Genomic DNA, 16,354 nt, shown 5'->3' with positions numbered 1-16,354 from the left:
GGCTATCTGCTGCGCGGCGGGGGCGCCGAGGTGTGGGTGGACGCCGGACCCGGCACCTTCGCGGAATTGCAGCGGCACACGGACCCCTCGCGGCTGACGGCGATCTGGATCTCCCACCTGCACGCCGATCACAGTGCCGATCTCCTCGCCGCCGTCTACGCCTTCGCCTACGGCGGACTCACCCCGCCCGCCCCGATCCCGGTCTACGCCCCGCCCGGCTGCGCCCACCGGCTCGCCGGGTTCTTCGGGCGCTCCGACGTGCGCTTCCTCGACGGCATCCTCACCTTCCATCCCCTGTACGACGGTCACGAGACCCGGCACTGGAACCTGCGGCTGGCCGCGCGGGCCGTCGCGCACGACACGGAGGCGTACGGGCTGCGCGCCGAGTGCGCCGGACGCGTCCTCGCCTACTCGGGGGACAGCGGACCCTGCGCGGCCCTGGTCGAACTCGCCGCGGAGTCGGACCTGTTCCTGTGCGAGGCGGACATCGACCGGCATCGCGAAGGCGAACAGGTCCATCTGACCCCCGAGGACGCCGGAGACATCGCCCGCAAGGCCGGGGCGCGCGAACTGATCGTCACCCATGTGGGACCCACGCTCACCAGGGAAGCGGCGACCACGCGCGCGGCCGCCGCCTTCGCCGGGCGCACCAGTACGGCCTTCGAGGGCGCCACCCGGCTCGTCTGACGCGGCCGCGGCGCAACTTCGACTTCCTCTGCCGGAAGCATTGACGAAACAACACCGTCCTCTTACCTTCAACGCGTCGTACTTCGTACGTCATATATGAGACGCGATACGCGAGATCAGATACGCAAGATCCGATACGCGAGATCCGAGAGGCGCGCATGACCTCTGTGCCCACGCCGATCCCCTCCCGCACGCAGTACGTGCTGGAGGAGATCAAACGCCGCATCCTCACCGGGCGCCTGACGCCTGGTCAGGCCCTGGTGGAGACCGAACTCGCCGCCCAGTTCGGGGTGTCCAAGACCCCGGTGCGCGAGGCGCTCAAGACCCTGGCCGGGACCGGGCTCGTCGTGATGAACCAGTACAAGGGCGTCACGGTGCGCATGGTGGACGCGGACATGGCGCGCGAGGTCTACGACGTCCGGCTGCTCCTCGAACCCGAGGCGCTCAAGCGGGCCGTACGGCGCGGGGCGTCGCTGGAGGCCGCGCGGGACGCCCTGACCCGGGCCGACGACGCCACCGACACCGCCGAACGCTCCCTCGCCAACCGGGAGTTCCACCGCGCCCTCTACCTGCCCTGCGGCAATCCGCTGCTCGGCCGGATGCTCGACGAGGTCCGCGACCAGGCCGCCCTGGTCTCCGCCGTCGCCTGGGCCGCCTCGCCCTCCTGGGACCGGGAGGCGGGGGAGCACCGGGAGATCCTGCGGCTCGCCCTGGCCGGCGACGCGGACGGCGCGGCCCGCGCCCTGCACGCCCACATCGCGTCCTTCGTGGAACGAGCGTTCCCCGGAGTGCTGGACCAGGAAGGCCAGGAATGAGCAGCGAGAGCTTCGAGACCCAGCGGGCAGCCCTGGCCGACGTGGTGGCGATCCCGGTGACCCCGTTCGCCGAGGACGGCACCGTCGACCAGGACACCCACCGGGCCCTGCTGCGCCGGCTGCTCGACGGAGGGATCACCACCGTCACCCCCAACGGGAACACCGGCGAGTTCTACGCCCTCAGTCCCGAAGAGCGCCGCCTGGTCACGGAGTTGACCGTCGAGGAGGCAGGGGACCGGGCGAACGTCCTCGTCGGTGTCGGCCACGACGTCCCCACCGCCGTCGCCTCTGCCCGGCACGCCAGGGAACTCGGCGTGGGCATGGTCATGGTCCACCAGCCCGTCCACCCCTACGTCTCGCAGGGCGGCTGGATCGACTACCACCGGGCGATCGCCTCGGCCGTCCCGGAGCTGGGAGTCGTCCCGTACATCCGCAACGCCCAGCTCGGCGGCGACCGCCTCGCCGAACTGGCCGACGCCTGCCCCAACGTGATCGGCGTGAAGTACGCCGTCCCGGACGCGGCCAAGTTCGCCGCCTTCGCCCGGGACGCGGGACTGGAACGCTTCGTGTGGGTCGCCGGGCTCGCCGAGCCCTACGCCCCCTCCTACTTCTCGGCGGGCGCCACCGGCTTCACCTCCGGGCTCGTGAACGTCGCCCCGGCCGTTTCGCTGAACATGATCGAAGCGCTTCGGTCCGGTGACTACCCGGCCGCCATGAAGATCTGGGAGCAGATCCGCCGCTTCGAGGAACTCCGGGCCGCGAACGGCTCCGCCGACAACGTCACCGTCGTCAAGGAGGCCCTCGCATCCCTCGGCCTGTGCCGCCGCGAAGTGCGCCCTCCCAGCCGCGAGCTGCCGCCGAGCGCGCGCGCCGAGGTCGCCGCGATAGCCGCCGGGTGGTCGATATGACCCACAGGAAGCGCCCCGAGGAGCTCAGAAGCCACCAGTGGTACGGCACCGAGGGCCAGTTGCGCACCTGGTCGCACAACGCCCGGATGCGCCAGCTCGGTTACGAGGCCGAGGAGTACCGGGGCCGCCCGGTGATCGCCGTCCTCAACACCTGGTCCGACATCAACCCCTGCCACGTCCACCTGCGCGAGCGCGCCGAGGCGGTCAAGCGGGGAGTGTGGCAGGCCGGCGGCTTCCCGCTGGAGTTCCCGGTCGCCACCCTCTCCGAGACCTACCAGAAGCCGACCCCGATGCTCTACCGCAACCTCCTCGCCATGGAGACGGAGGAGCTGCTGCGGTCGTACCCGATCGACGCGGCGGTGCTGCTCGGCGGCTGCGACAAGTCGACGCCCGCGCTGCTCATGGGCGCGGCCTCCGCCGACGTCACCTCGGTGTTCGTGCCCGCGGGGCCGATGCTGCCGGGGCACTGGCGCGGGGAGACCCTCGGCTCCGGCACCGACATGTGGAAGTACTGGGACGAGCACCGCGCGGGCAACCTGACCGACTGCGAACTGCGGGAACTCCAGGGCGGGTTGGCGCGCTCCCCGGGGCACTGCATGACCATGGGGACCGCGTCCACGATGACCGCGGCGGCGGAGACCCTGGGCATGACCCTGCCGGGTGCCTCCTCGATCCCCGCCGTGGACTCCGCGCACGAGCGGATGGCCGCGGCCTCCGGGCGCCGCGCGGTCGAGCTCGCCTGGACCGGGCTCAGGCCGTCCGAGATCCTCACCCGCGAGGCCTTCGAGGACGCCGTCACCACCGTGCTCGGGCTCGGCGGCTCCACCAACGCGGTCATCCACCTGATCGCGATGGCCGGACGCTGCCAGGTCCCGCTCACCCTCGACGACTTCGACCGCATCGCGCGTACCGTGCCGGTGCTGGCGAACGTCCGGCCCGGCGGACAGACGTACCTGATGGAGGACTTCCACTTCGCCGGTGGTTTGCCCGCCTTCCTCTCCCGGATCACCGACCTGCTCCACCTGGACCGGCCGACCGTCAACGGCACCCTGGGCGAGCAGATCGCGGGGGCCGTCGTCCACGACGACGACGTCATCCGCACCCGGGACAACCCGGTCGCCGGCGAGGGCGGGGTCGCCGTCCTGCGCGGCAACCTCTGCCCGGACGGTGCCGTCATCAAGCACATCTCCGCCGAGCCGCACCTGCTCAAGCACACCGGCACCGCGGTCGTCTTCGACGACTACAGGTCCATGCAACGCACCATCGACGACCCGGCGTTGAACATCACCGCCGACAGTGTCCTGGTGTTGCGCAACGCCGGCCCCAAGGGCGGCCCGGGCATGCCGGAGTACGGGATGCTGCCGATCCCGGACCACCTGCTCAAGCAGGGCGTACGGGACATGGTCCGGATCTCCGACGCCCGGATGAGCGGGACGAGTTACGGCGCGTGCGTCCTCCATGTGGCTCCGGAGTCGTACGTCGGCGGCCCGCTGGCCCTGGTCCGCACGGGCGACTCGATCACCCTGGACGTCGAGGCCCGCACCCTCCGACTCGACGTGGACGACGAGGAGTTGGAGCGCAGGAGGGCGGAGTGGACGCCACCGCCCACCCGTTACGAGCGCGGCTACGGCGCCCTCTACAACGACCAGATCACGCAGGCGGACACCGGCTGCGACTTCGAGTTCCTCGCCAGGCAAGGCAAGGTCCCAGATCCGTATGCAGGGTGACCGGTCCCACCTTTAGGGGCGCGGGGAACTGCGCGACCAGCCACAACGCACCCGCACCCGCCACGCAACAGCAAGTGGCACCCCATGCACAGCGAGAAAGCGCTTTCCGCACCGAGAACGGAGCCCCTGTCATGGCCCAAGCCGCAGCCGTGGCGAAACCGCCCGCGCCACCCCGGCGACGCCGTGCCTCCGCCACGCCGCGCAGGCTGCCGTACCTGCTGATCGCACCGGCCGCCCTGCTGATGCTGGGCTTCATCGCCTACCCGGTCATCAGCGTCTTCTACTACAGCCTGCAGAACTACAACCCCACCAAGCCGTGGCGCAACGGCTACGCGGGCTTCGACAACTTCGTCCACATCTTCACCGAGGACCCGCAGTTCTGGGACACGCTGACGTTCAGCGCCAAGTGGGTCCTCGTCGAGGTCGGACTCCAGCTCCTGTTCGGCCTCGCGCTCGCACTGATCGTCAACCAGACCTTCGTGGGCCGGGCGATGGGCCGCGCGCTCGTCTTCTCCCCGTGGGCCGTCTCCGGCGTGCTGACCTCCGCGATCTGGGTGCTGCTCTACAACTCCCAGACCGGCATCACCCGTTACCTCGCCGACCTGGGCATCGGCTCCTACGGCACGAGCTGGCTCTCGGACACCTCCACCGTGTTCTCGGCGGCGGTCGTCGCCGACCTGTGGCGCGGTGTCCCGTTCTTCGCGATCCTCATCCTCGCCGACCTCCAGTCCGTCTCGAAGGACCTGTACGAGGCCGCCGAGGTCGACGGGGCCAGCCGGGTCAAGCAGTTCTGGCACATCACGCTGCCCCACCTGAAGGACGCGATCATCCTGTCCACACTGCTGCGCGCGGTGTGGGAGTTCAACAACGTCGACCTGCTCTACACCCTGACCGGCGGCGGACCGGCGGGAGAGACGACCACCCTCCCGCTGTACATCGCCAACACCAGCGTCGACGCCCACAACTTCGGCTACGCGTCCGCCCTGACCACGGTCGCGTTCGTGATCCTGCTCTTCTGCTCGATGGTGTACCTGCGGCTGAGCAAGTTCGGAGGCGGTTCCAAGTGATCACCAAAGAGGCCACGGAGGTCGCACCCGCCCCGGTGCGCGAGGCGCCGGAACCGGCCCGCCCGGCGAAGCACCGCCGTTCCTGGGACGAGGTCCCGCGCTGGCACATCTACCTGCCGCTGTCGGTCTACCTCGTCTTCACGCTCATCCCCTTCTACTGGATCCTGCTCTTCGCGCTCCGCCCGGCCGGCTCGACCTCGCTCGTGCCCTGGCCGATCACCTTCGACCACTTCGAGAAGGTGTGGACGGAGCGGTCCTTCGGCACCTACTTCGAGAACAGCGTGTACGTCGGTCTCGCCACCCTGGTGATGACGACGCTGGTCGCCCTGGCCGGCGGCTACGCCCTCGCCCGGTTCGACTTCAAGGTGAAGAACGCGTTCATGCTGGCGCTGCTGTGCTCGCAGTTCGTGCCGGGCGCGCTGCTCCTGGTGCCGCTGTTCGAGATCTTCGCCGAGCTGAAGATGATCAACTCGCTGGGCAGTGTGATCATCGCCGAGACGGTCTTCCAGCTGCCGCTGTCGATGATCCTGATCAGCAACTTCATCAAGAACGTGCCGTACTCCCTGGAGGAGGCGGCCTGGGTCGACGGCTGCAACCGGCTGACGGCGTTCCGGATCGTCGTCCTGCCCCTTCTCCGCCCCGGCCTGATCGCCGTCGGCTCCTTCGCCTTCGTGCACTCCTGGAACCACTTCCTGTTCGCCCTGATGTTCCTCAACAACCAGGACAAGCAGACGATCCCGGTCGGCCTGAACACCCTGATGAGCGCGGACAGCGTCGACCTCGGCGCACTGGCCGCCGGCGGCATCATCGCCGCGGTACCCGTGGTCATCGTGTTCGCCTTCATCCAGAAGTGGCTGATCACGGGCTTCAGCGCGGGGGCGGTGAAGGGATGAGGCCCCGTCGGATCAGCGGAGCGTCTGCGCAGGCCGCCCCGGTGAGCGCCCGTGACCGCCACGACCACGCGGTCGGCCACGGGACCGCGCCCGGCCGGACCGGCGTCCGGGGCCCGCTCCCCGAGGAGAGCGGGCAGCACCTCGGGTTCCCGGCTTCGGCCGCCGGGCCGGCGGTGGCCTTCGGCGGGGTCCGTGCGGTCAGCGGTCGGACCGGGGAGTTCTCCGGGCGGTGGGGGGTCCGTGCGCGGGCAGGGGCGGCTGACGTCGGTCGCGTCGTCGCGACGGCCGACGTAGGCCCGATGCCCTTGCGGCGAGCCGGGACCGCCGGGTGCGGCAAGGAGGTGACGGCGAAGTGAGACTCCGTCCGATCGCCATGGCCGGCCTGGCACTGGGGCTGGTGGGTGTCGCCGTCCGAGCCGAGGGACGTGCCCTCGGCCGCGCCCTGCTCGGGCTGGGCGATGCCCGGGTGCCGGAGGCGAGGGGCGTGTCCGTCGCTCCAGGTTCCGGTACGGGATCGCTCCACCGGAACGCCATCCTCTCCAACGGCAGTCCCGTGGACCCCTTCGCCGTCCACAGCACCTGCGACTCCGGCAGCGCGCGCGACCTCACGGCGGACGTCGGCCGGACGCCTACCCTGCACACAAAGATCGACAGCGCCGACGCGGCCGACCGGCAGGTGGCGCGCGGCGCGGGCGCAGGGAGGATCCCATGAACACCGAGCAGACCACGGGCACCGTGGACATCGTCCTGGCGGGCGCGCGCGGCCACGGCCGCTGGCACCTGGAGAACATCCGCCGCCTCCAGGACAAGGGGATCGTACGGCTGGCGGGGATCTGCGAGCTGACCCCGCTGACCGGCGAGGAGATCCCCGAAGGGCTGGGGACGCCCGAGCAGTCCGCCGACTTCGGCGCGCTCCTCGACTCCACCGGCGCCCGGATCGCGGTGATCTGCACCCCGATCCCGACCCACACCGACCTGGCGCTCGAAGCCGCCCGCCGAGGCGTGCACATCCTGCTGGAGAAGCCCCCGGCGCCGTCGTACGCGGAGTTCCGCCGCATGGCCGACGGGGTCGCCGCGGCCGGGGTCGCCTGCCAGATCGGCTTCCAGTCGCTGGGCTCGCACGCCGTGCCCGCGATCCGCGAGCTGGTCGAGGAGGGTGCGATCGGCGAGGTGACCGGGATCGGCGGGGCCGGTGCCTGGGCGCGTGCCGAGGCCTACTACCGGCGGGCGCCCTGGGCCGGCAAGCGGCGGATGAACGGCGTCGACGTGATCGACGGCGTGCTGACCAACCCCCTCGCCCACGCCGTCGCCACCGCCCTCGCCCTGAACGGCACCACCCGCGCCGAGGACGTCACCCGGATCGAGACCGAGCTCCTGCGCGCCAACGACATCGAGTCCGACGACACCTCCTGCGTCCGCGTCACCACCGCGAACGGCCGCACGGTGACCGTCGCCGCGACCCTGTGCGCCGAGGACCCGGACGAGCCGTACGTCGTCGTGCACGGCAGCCACGGCCGGATCACCTACTGGTACAAGCAGGACCGGGTGCTGCTCCAGCGGGCCGGGCACGGCCCCGAGGAGTACGAGTACGGCCGCACCGACCTGCTGGAGAACCTGGCCGACCACCTCACCGACGGCGACGAGCTGCTGGTGGTCCCGGAGGTGACGGGCGCCTTCATGAAGGTCGTCGAGGCGATCCGGCTGGCCCCGGACCCCACCCCGCTCCCGGCCACCGCCTGGCACCTGCTCCCCGACGAGGACCGCCGTGTCGTCCCCGGCATCGACGGACTCGTCGCGGCCGCCGCCGACAGCCTCGCCCTCTACTCCGAGCTGGGCGCCGACTGGGCCCGGCCACACGAAGCGAACGAGGTGAGCACATGACGACCCCCGATTCCCCGGTCCTGCGTGTCGCGGGCCGCCCGGTCGGCCGCTACGTCACCCGGCCCGAGCTGCCCGCCCGGCTCTCCCCGCGCCCCTATCTGCACCCGGTCACCACCCTGGCCGGCACGGCTGTCACCGAGCTCAGCCCCGCCGACCACATCCACCACCTCGGCGTCGGTGTCGCCGTTCCCGACGTCGAGGGGCACAACTTCTGGGGCGGGCGCACCTACGTCCGCGACCAGGGCCCCACCGAGCTCGACAACCACGGTGCCCAGCGCCACCACTCCTTCCAGCTCCGCGACCCGGACGGCTTCGTGGAGGAACTGCGCTGGGTCGCCGCGGGGACGGAGCTGCTGCGCGAGCGCCGTACCGTCGCCGCCACCGAACTGACCGGTGCCGCCTGGGCGTTGGACTTCACCTTCTCCCTCACCAACGTCACCCGTGACCCCCTGTCGATCGGCAGCCCGGCCACCAACGGCCGCCCCGGCGCTGCCTACGGCGGCTTCTTCTGGCGGGCCCGCAAGGAGCAGCACGCGCCGGACGTCTTCACCGTGGACCGCGAGGGGGAGGAGGCGGTCCACGGCACCCGCGCCGACTGGGTGGCCCTCTCCGGAGCCGGCTGGACCCTGGTCTTCGCGGGGGGCACCGACCGGACCCGCCGCGACCCGTGGTTCGTGCGCGCCGACGAGTACCCGGGGGTGGGCTCCTCGCTCGCCCACGAGGCGAGGCTGCCCGTCCCGCCCGGGGAGACCGTCGTACGGCGGATCGTGATCGTCGTCGCCGACGGACGCCTGCCCAGGCTGGAAGCGACCGCACTGGTACGGAAGGCGGTCAGCCAGTGACGCCCCCGAAGACGAACCCGCCGACGACGTACACGAACCCCGTCCTGAACGCCGACTGGTCCGACCCCGACGTCATCCGGGTCGGCGACGACTTCTACCTCACCGCCTCCAGCTTCGGCCGCGTCCCCGGCCTGCCGCTGCTGCACTCCCGCGACCTGGTCAACTGGACCCTGGTCGGCCACGCCCTCGAACGCCTCGAACCGGCCGGGGAGTTCGCCAGGCCGCGGCACGACTGCGGGGTCTGGGCACCGTCCCTCCGCTACCACGACGAACGGTTCTGGATCTTCTGGGGCGACCCCGACCAGGGCATCTTCCAGGTCAACGCCCCCAGGATCAGGGGCCCTTGGACGCGGCCGCACCTGGTCAAGTCCGGCAAGGGCCTGATCGACCCGTGCCCGCTGTGGGACGAGGAGACCGGCGAGGCCTATCTGGTGCACGCCTGGGCCAAGTCCCGCTCCGGCGTCAAGAACCGCCTCACCGGGCACCGGATGGACCTCGACGGCCGTGAACTCCTCGACGAGGGCAAGGTGATCGTCGACGGCGACCGGATCCCGGGCTGGTTCACCCTCGAAGGCCCCAAGCTCTACCGGCACGACGGCTGGTTCTGGATCCTCGCCCCCGCCGGGGGAGTGGAGACCGGCTGGCAGGGCGCCTTCCGCTCGCGCGGGTTCTTCGGCCCGTACGAGGAGCGGATCGTCCTGGAACAGAAGGACACCGACGTCAACGGCCCCCACCAGGGCGGCTGGGTGCGCACCCCGTCCGGCCAGGACTGGTTCCTGCACTTCCAGCAGAAGGGGGCCTACGGCAGGGTCGTCCACCTCCAGCCGATGCGCTGGGGTGCCGACGGCTGGCCAGTGCTCGGTGCGGACGGCGCCCCCGTCGCCGTGCACGCGAGGCCCGATCTGCCGCCGCAGCCGGACGCGGCGCCCGCCACCGACGACGACTTCCCCGGTGGACGCTTCGGCCGTCAGTGGCAGTGGACCGCCAACCCGCAGCCCGGCTGGGCCACCCACCACTCGGCTGACGGACTGCGGCTGACCTGCGTCCGCTCGGCCGACGCGCACGATCTGCGCAGACTGCCGAACGTCCTCACCCAGCGGCTGCCCGGCACGCCCTCGGCCGTCGAGGTCGAGCTGGAGCTGCACAGTGCGGAGCCGGGGGCGCGCGCGGGACTCGCCGTCCTCGGGGACGCCTTCTGCTGGATCGGACTTCAGCGCGGCGCCGACGGCGAGGTCCACCTCGTGCACCGGTTCGCGGAGGGCGTCGCCGAGCAGGAGCGGGACGCCGACCGTCCGCGACCGGCTCCCGCCGCGAAGGCACGGCTGCGGATCGAGATCGGCGCGGGCGCCCGCTGCCGGTTCTTCCACGACCTCGGCGACGGCCCACAGCCCTCCGGACCCGTCTTCGCCGCCACCCCCTGGCGCTGGGTCGGAGCCCTGCTCGGCCTGTTCGCCCTGGCGCCCGCCGGAGGAGGACACGCCGGCGCGGCAACCTTCTCGCACTTCAGGATCGACCACCTGTAACGCACTTGACCCGTAGGCCTGTTGGGAGCCGCAATGACGCAGCACCTCCGTAGCAAGCGCTTGCAGAGACCGGGATCCGGCAAGGTCCTGGCCGCTGTGCTCGGCCTGGTGGCCGCGCTGAGCCTCGGGACGATCGGGCAGGCCGGGGCCGCCCCGGCCGAGAAGGCCCCGGCCGACCAGGTCCGCGCCGACCGCTGGAGCGACCGGGCCCACGGCTTCGCCTCTCTTGCCGGCGGCACCACCGGAGGGGCCGGCGGCAAGGTCGTCACCGTCACCGACCAGGCCGCGCTCGCCGCCTACGCGGCGGCCGAGGAGCCGTACGTCATACGGGTCTCGGGCGCGATAGCCGTCGAGCCCTTCGGCTCGGACATCGTCGTGGCCTCGAACAAGACGATCATCGGCGTCGGCGACACCGGCGAGATCGTCCACGGCGAACTGCACCTGAACCCCGGCACGCACAACGTGATCATCCGCAACCTGACCATCCGCGACTCGTACGTCGAGGGCGACTGGGACGGCAAGACGACCGACTTCGACGCGATCCAGATGGACACCGCCGACCATGTCTGGATCGACCACAACCGCTTCGAGCACATGGGCGACGGGCTGCTCGACATCCGCAAGGACAGCCAGTACGTCACCGTCTCCTACAACCAGTTCCGCAGCCACAACAAGGCGTTCGGGATCGGCTGGACGACCGATGTGCTGACCCAGATCACCGTCGACCACAACTGGTTCACCGGGACCAAGCAGCGCAACCCGTCCGCCGACAACTGCGCCTACGCGCACCTCTACAACAACTACCTCTCGGCGCAGGTGGCCGACGGGGACCCGGTGTGGACGTACGGGAACTGGTCGCGCGGCCGGACCAGGATGGTCATCGAGAACAGCTACTACGACCGGGTCCAGCACCCCTACCAGGCCGACGCCACCGCGGAGTTGGTGCAGCGTGGGTCGATCCTGAGGAACACGACCGGGCGGACCGACGCGTGGGGCACGGCGTTCGACCCGCGGTCCTTCTACGACTACCGGCTGGACCCGGCCGCCGCCGTGCCCGCGCTGGTGTCCCGCCTCTCCGGCCCGCAGCAGCGGATCGGGGTGACCCTGCACGTCCCCGGTCACTACCCGACCGTCCAGGCCGCCGTGGACGCCGTGCCCGACGGGAACACCGTGCCGGTGACGATCGCCGTCGCGCCGGGCACCTACCGGGCCAAGGTGTACATCCCGGCGACCAAGCCGCACCTCGTGCTCCAGGGCACCGGACAGGACCGGTCCGACACCGTCGTCGTCCACGACACCCCCGCCGAGTACGGCGGTTCGACGGGCAGCGCGACGGTACGGATCGCCGCGGACGACGTCACCGCCCGCCACCTCACCTTCAGCAACGACTTCGACGAGGCCACGGTCGAGCTCAAGGGCGAGCAGGCCCTCGCCATGAAGACGACCGGCGACCGGATCGTCTTCGAGGACACCGCCTTCCTGGGCAACCAGGACACCCTGATGACCGACAGCCCCCGGCTGGACGTGATCAGCCGGGTCTACATCCGCGACTCGTACATCGAGGGCGATGTCGACTTCGTCTACGGCCGGGCGACGACGGTGATCGACAGGTCCGTGATCCGGGCGCTGAGCCGCGGCTCGGACTCCAACAACGGGTACATCACGGCCGCCTCGACCTGGACGGGCAATCCGTACGGATTCCTGATCACCAGGTCGAGGATCGTGAGCGACGCCCCGGACCGGACCTTCCACCTGGGCCGGCCGTGGCACCCCGGCGGTGAACCCGCCGCCGTGGCCCAGGTGCTGATCCGCGACACCGAACTCCCGGCCGCCGTGAAGACCTCGCCGTGGACCGACATGAGCGGCTTCTCGTGGCAGGACGCGCGGTTCGCCGAGTACCGCAACCGCGGTCCGGGCGCGGCCCCGAGCGCCGACCGGCCGCAGCTCGCCGCCGCCGCGGCGAGGACGTACACCGTCACGGACTACCTCAGGGGCACGGACGACTGGGCGCCCCACGCCCGCCACTGACTTCCCCCCACGACGTCACATCTCCGCTGGAATCAGAAGAAGAAGAGAGCCGATCAATGAAGATCAGTATCCGCAGAAGCAGGCGCGCTGCCGTAGCCGTCGCCCTCGGGTCCGTCCTGGCGCTGACCGCCACCGCCTGCGGTGACGACGGCAGCGGCGCCGGCGGCGACAAGGGCGACGAGGGCAGCGGCAAGGGCAAGATCGTCTTCTGGGACAACAACGGCGGTGTGCGCACCGACATCTGGAAGGAGATCATCGCCGACTTCCAGAAGGCGAACCCGGACATCAAGGTCGAGTACGTCGGCATCGCGTCCACCGAGTACCAGTCCAAGGTCGACACCGCCATCCAGGGCGGCGGCCTGCCGGACGTCGGCGGTGTCGGCGCCGCCATGCTCGCCGGGTTCTCCGCGCAGAACGCCCTGGAGCCGCTGGACGACCAGCTCGCCGGTTCCCCGCTGAGCGGCAAGCTCAACGAGGACATGGTCGCCTCGCTGAAGGCGGCGGGGGGCGGCGACGGCACCCTGTACTCGATCCCGACCTCCGCCAACAACGGTGTGCTGTACTACCGGACCGACCTGTTCGAGAAGGCCGGCCTGGACGAGCCGACGACCTGGGACAAGTTCTACGAGGCCGCCGAGAAGCTCACCGACGCCAAGAAGAACGAGTTCGGCTACACCATCCGGGGCGGTGCCGGGTCCATCGCACAGGCCCTGGACGCGATGTACGGGCAGAGCGGGATCACCTCGTTCTGGAACGGCGACAAGACCACGGTCAACGACCCGAAGAACGTGGCGGCGCTGGAGAAGTACGCGGCGCTGTACAAGAAGGACACCCCCGCGGCCGACCTCAACAACGACTTCACCAAGATGGTCGCGCAGTGGGACTCCGGCACCATCGGCATGCTGAACCACAACCTGGGCTCGTACCAGGACCATGTGAAGGCGCTCGGCGTCGAGAAGTTCCGGGGCATCCCGCAGCCGATCGGCTCCGCCGGCAAGCGGGTCCAGGTGTCCAACCCCGTCGACGGGCTCGGCGTGTTCAAGAGCTCGAAGAACAAGGACGCCGCCTGGAAGTTCGTCGAGTTCGCGCTCTCCCACGCGGAGAACTCGAAGTTCAACAAGGCCGCCGGGCAGGTGCCGGCCAACAACGAGGCCGCGAAGGACGCGTGGGTCTCCGAGGCGGAGCCGACGAAGCTGGCCGCCGCCGCGCTGACCGACGGGTCCACGTCGATCGTCCAGCTGCCGTACTACCTGCCTGACTGGAACACCATCTCCAAGGCCGACAACGAGCCGAACTTCCAGAAGGTGCTGCTCGGGGACATGAGCGCCAAGGACTTCCTGGACACCATGGCCGACCAGCTGAACAAGGCCCAGGCCGAATGGAAGGAACAGAACGGCTGAGATCGCGGGTGGTTCCGATCGCGGGGAACTGCGGGCCCGTCGTGGCCGGTCGCGCAGTTCCCCGCGCCCCCAAACAGAAAGGTGCACCGGACATGTCACTCACCCGCAGACAGGTCACCGCAGCGGCCCTCGCCGCCGTGCCCGTCGCTCTCAGTGCGACCGGGACCGCTCAAGCCCGGGAACAGCGCACGCTCCACATCGCCGGTGATTCCACCGCCGCCCAGAAGTATTCCGACGCCGCCCCCGAGACCGGCTGGGGAATGGCCCTGCCCTTCTTCCTGCGCAAGGACCTTCCCGTCGCCAATCACGCCGTGAACGGACGGAGTTCGAAGTCCTTCGTCGACGAGGGCCGCCTCGACGCGATCCTCGCGCTGATCAGGCCCGGTGACCTCCTCCTGGTCCAGTTCGGGCACAACGACGAGAAGACCGCCGATCCGACGCGCTACACCGAGCCCTGGACGACGTACCAGGACCATCTGCGGCTGTACGTCGACGGTGCCCGCGCGAAAGGGGCCCGGCCGGTGCTCGCCACCTCCGTGGAGCGGCGCAGGTTCGACGCGAGCGGCAACGCCGTGCCGACCCACGGGGAGTACCCCGCGGCGATGCGGGCGCTCGCCCAGGAGGAGGGCGTCGCGCTGCTCGACATCCAGGCGCTGTCGCTCGCCCTGTGGCAGGAGCTCGGCGTCGAGGAGACCAAGAAGTACTTCAACTGGACCGCGACCGAGCAGGACAACACGCACTTCAACCCGCCCGGTGCCGTCGCGGTGGCGCGTCTGGTCGCCCGTGAACTGCTGCGGCACCGCGTGCTGGCGCCCCGGGACGTGCGCCGGCTGGACGCCGCGGTCCCGGAGTCCTGGATCACCTGGCCGTCGCCGGCCACCGTCTGACCCCTTCTTCTCCGCAGTCGAAAGAGAGCCGCACAATGAACGCACAGATATGGCATGGGCATGTCATAACAAAGGCGCTGGCCGTGGCGGGATGCACCGCCCTCGTCCTCGCGGTCACCGGCACCACCGCCCAGGCCAGGGCCCATGACGCGGCCCGCCAGACCCTCCCCGCCGGGGACGGCTGGGCCTCCGAGGGCACCGGCACCACGGGAGGCGCGGCCGCCGACGCCGCCCATGTGTACACCGTCACCGACTGGGCCGGCTTCAAGGCCGCCCTCGCCGCGGGCGGGACCGCACCGAAGATCATCAAGGTGAAGGGGACCATCGACGCCGTCTCCGAGGGCTGCGACTCCCTCGCCGCACCCGGCTACGACTTCGACGCCTACCTGGCGAAGTACTCCCCGGAGACCTGGGGCCTGGACACCGACCTGAGCGCCGAGCCCGACGACAGCCCCGAGGGCCTGCGCCGCGCCTCCGCCGCCAACCAGGACCAGACCATCAAGGCGAACGTGCCCGCCAACACCACCATCATCGGCATCGGCAGGAACGCCGGGTTCAAGGGCGCGAGCCTCCAGATCAAGGCCGTCGACAACGTCATCGTCCGCAACCTCACCTTCGAGAGCCCCATCGACTGCTTCCCGCAGTGGGACCCGACGGACGGCTCCACCGGCAACTGGAACTCCGAGTACGACACCGCCGTCGTCTACGGCTCCACCCACGTCTGGCTGGACCACAACACCTTCACCGACGGCAGCCACCCGGACAGCGCGGCCCCGACCTACTTCGGGATGCTGTACCAGCAGCACGACGGCGAGCTGGACATCGTCCGGGGCGCCAACCACGTCACCGCCTCCTGGAACGTCTTCACCGAGCACGACAAGACGATCCTGATCGGCAACAGCGACAGCGAGTCCACGGCGGCCGGGGACCGGGGCAAGCTCAAGGTCACCTTCCACCACAACCTGTTCTCGAACCTGGTCGAGCGCGCACCCCGCGTGCGCTTCGGACAGGTCGACTCCTACAACAACCACTTCGTGGCGGACGACGACTACTCCTACAGCTTCGGCATCGGCAAGGAGTCCCAGCTCGTCGCCGAGCACAACGCGTTCACGCTGCCCGAGGGGATCAGCGCGGCCAAGGTGCTCAAGCGGTGGAACGTCTCCCCGCTCACCGCCACCGACAACTACGTCAACGGCAAGCCCACCGACCTGATCGCCGTCCACAACGCCGAGATCCCCGCCGAGACCCTGGAGTCCGGCGCGGGCTGGACACCCACCCTGCGCACCCAGGTCGACCCAGCCAAGAAGATCCCGGGCATCGTCGGCCGGGGCGCGGGCGCGGGCCGCGTCTGCTGACACGGCCCCGGCCGGCCGGGCTTGTCGGCGCCGGTTCGATCGGCCCGGCCGGTCACGCGGGTTCCGTCGAGCGGCTGGGCTTGCCGGCGGGGGCTCGTTCGGCCGCCCGGACCCGCCGGCAAGGTCCGTTCCGCCGGTCGGGCCCGCTGACGCCGGTCCGCTCGACGGGCCCGCCCGCCGGCGCCGGCCACTTCGACCGGCCGATCCTTCGGCGGCGGCCACTTCGACCGGCCGGTCCGCCGGCCGCAGCACCGTCGACAGACCCGCGTCCGGCGGTACCCACCCCCTGACCGGCCGGGGCGGAATCCAGCGGCCGCCCCGGCCGGTCAGGGGGTGGGTAC

Annotated in this window: 14 protein-coding genes; all 14 read left to right on the top strand. The window is 70.7% G+C overall.

What is annotated here, in order from left to right; genetic code table 11:
• Positions 1–687, top strand: a 687-nt coding sequence (locus tag AOJ26_RS05885) for an MBL fold metallo-hydrolase (RefSeq protein ID WP_053847095.1), incomplete at its 5' end; no start/stop codon positions are given.
• A gap of 158 nt (positions 688–845) precedes the next feature.
• The gene (locus AOJ26_RS05880) at positions 846–1,502 is read left to right on the top strand and encodes a GntR family transcriptional regulator (protein WP_053847094.1); all 657 of its coding nucleotides are present in this window, start codon (positions 846–848) and stop codon (positions 1,500–1,502) included.
• Complete coding sequence (locus AOJ26_RS05875) at positions 1,499–2,410, top strand: dihydrodipicolinate synthase family protein (RefSeq protein ID WP_053847093.1); 912 nt, start codon at positions 1,499–1,501, stop codon at positions 2,408–2,410. Before AOJ26_RS05880 ends, AOJ26_RS05875 begins: the two co-directional genes overlap by 4 nt.
• On the top strand, positions 2,407–4,137 hold the full coding sequence (gene araD / locus AOJ26_RS05870) for an L-arabinonate dehydratase (protein ID WP_053847092.1): 1,731 nt from the start codon (positions 2,407–2,409) through the stop codon (positions 4,135–4,137). Before AOJ26_RS05875 ends, araD begins: the two co-directional genes overlap by 4 nt.
• Before the next feature lie 131 nt (positions 4,138–4,268).
• A complete protein-coding gene (locus AOJ26_RS05865) occupies positions 4,269–5,204 on the top strand; it encodes a carbohydrate ABC transporter permease (RefSeq protein ID WP_053847091.1) in 936 nt (311 codons plus the stop codon).
• Positions 5,201–6,097 carry a carbohydrate ABC transporter permease gene (locus tag AOJ26_RS05860; RefSeq protein WP_053847090.1) on the top strand — a complete coding sequence of 299 codons (897 nt, stop codon included), beginning with the start codon at positions 5,201–5,203 and terminating at the stop codon, positions 6,095–6,097. Before AOJ26_RS05865 ends, AOJ26_RS05860 begins: the two co-directional genes overlap by 4 nt.
• Before the next feature lie 352 nt (positions 6,098–6,449).
• Entirely contained in the window at positions 6,450–6,809 is a 360-nt protein-coding gene (locus AOJ26_RS45025; protein ID WP_053847088.1) for a hypothetical protein, read from the top strand.
• The gene (locus AOJ26_RS05845; RefSeq protein WP_053847087.1) at positions 6,806–7,978 is read left to right on the top strand and encodes a Gfo/Idh/MocA family protein; all 1,173 of its coding nucleotides are present in this window, start codon (positions 6,806–6,808) and stop codon (positions 7,976–7,978) included. Before AOJ26_RS45025 ends, AOJ26_RS05845 begins: the two co-directional genes overlap by 4 nt.
• Positions 7,975–8,820: a PmoA family protein gene (locus AOJ26_RS05840; protein ID WP_053847086.1), complete on the top strand. Its 846-nt coding sequence runs from the start codon at positions 7,975–7,977 to the stop codon at positions 8,818–8,820. Before AOJ26_RS05845 ends, AOJ26_RS05840 begins: the two co-directional genes overlap by 4 nt.
• The gene (locus tag AOJ26_RS05835; protein WP_053847085.1) at positions 8,817–10,343 is read left to right on the top strand and encodes a glycoside hydrolase 43 family protein; all 1,527 of its coding nucleotides are present in this window, start codon (positions 8,817–8,819) and stop codon (positions 10,341–10,343) included. The genes AOJ26_RS05840 and AOJ26_RS05835 overlap by 4 nt, the downstream gene beginning before the upstream one ends.
• Positions 10,344–10,376: 33 nt before the next feature.
• Complete coding sequence (locus AOJ26_RS05830) at positions 10,377–12,371, top strand: pectinesterase family protein (RefSeq protein WP_053847084.1); 1,995 nt, start codon at positions 10,377–10,379, stop codon at positions 12,369–12,371.
• 56 nt (positions 12,372–12,427) lie between these two features.
• Positions 12,428–13,771 carry an ABC transporter substrate-binding protein gene (locus AOJ26_RS05825; RefSeq protein WP_053847083.1) on the top strand — a complete coding sequence of 448 codons (1,344 nt, stop codon included), beginning with the start codon at positions 12,428–12,430 and terminating at the stop codon, positions 13,769–13,771.
• Positions 13,772–13,863: 92 nt separating this feature from the next.
• Positions 13,864–14,658 carry a rhamnogalacturonan acetylesterase gene (locus AOJ26_RS05820; RefSeq protein WP_053847082.1) on the top strand — a complete coding sequence of 265 codons (795 nt, stop codon included), beginning with the start codon at positions 13,864–13,866 and terminating at the stop codon, positions 14,656–14,658.
• A gap of 35 nt (positions 14,659–14,693) precedes the next feature.
• On the top strand, positions 14,694–16,013 hold the full coding sequence (locus tag AOJ26_RS05815) for a pectate lyase family protein (RefSeq protein WP_053847081.1): 1,320 nt from the start codon (positions 14,694–14,696) through the stop codon (positions 16,011–16,013).
• Positions 16,014–16,354: the final 341 nt, after the last annotated feature.

Origin of the sequence: Streptomyces sp. NRRL B-24085, from assembly GCF_001282115.1 — a bacterium.
Lineage (GTDB): Bacteria > Actinomycetota > Actinomycetes > Streptomycetales > Streptomycetaceae > Streptomyces.
The sequence above is the reverse complement of the archived record's forward strand: the minus strand, read 5'-3'. Positions and strand labels throughout refer to the sequence as shown.

Coding starts and splice junctions, on each gene's coding strand:
- AOJ26_RS05815 (WP_053847081.1), top strand. CDS start 14,694: ATGAACGCACAGATATGGCATGGGCATGTCATAACAAAGGCGCTGGCC.
- AOJ26_RS05840 (WP_053847086.1), top strand. CDS start 7,975: ATGACGACCCCCGATTCCCCGGTCCTGCGTGTCGCGGGCCGCCCGGTC.
- araD (WP_053847092.1), top strand. CDS start 2,407: ATGACCCACAGGAAGCGCCCCGAGGAGCTCAGAAGCCACCAGTGGTAC.
- AOJ26_RS05830 (WP_053847084.1), top strand. CDS start 10,377: ATGACGCAGCACCTCCGTAGCAAGCGCTTGCAGAGACCGGGATCCGGC.
- AOJ26_RS05865 (WP_053847091.1), top strand. CDS start 4,269: ATGGCCCAAGCCGCAGCCGTGGCGAAACCGCCCGCGCCACCCCGGCGA.
- AOJ26_RS05820 (WP_053847082.1), top strand. CDS start 13,864: ATGTCACTCACCCGCAGACAGGTCACCGCAGCGGCCCTCGCCGCCGTG.
- AOJ26_RS05845 (WP_053847087.1), top strand. CDS start 6,806: ATGAACACCGAGCAGACCACGGGCACCGTGGACATCGTCCTGGCGGGC.
- AOJ26_RS05825 (WP_053847083.1), top strand. CDS start 12,428: ATGAAGATCAGTATCCGCAGAAGCAGGCGCGCTGCCGTAGCCGTCGCC.
- AOJ26_RS05875 (WP_053847093.1), top strand. CDS start 1,499: ATGAGCAGCGAGAGCTTCGAGACCCAGCGGGCAGCCCTGGCCGACGTG.
- AOJ26_RS05880 (WP_053847094.1), top strand. CDS start 846: ATGACCTCTGTGCCCACGCCGATCCCCTCCCGCACGCAGTACGTGCTG.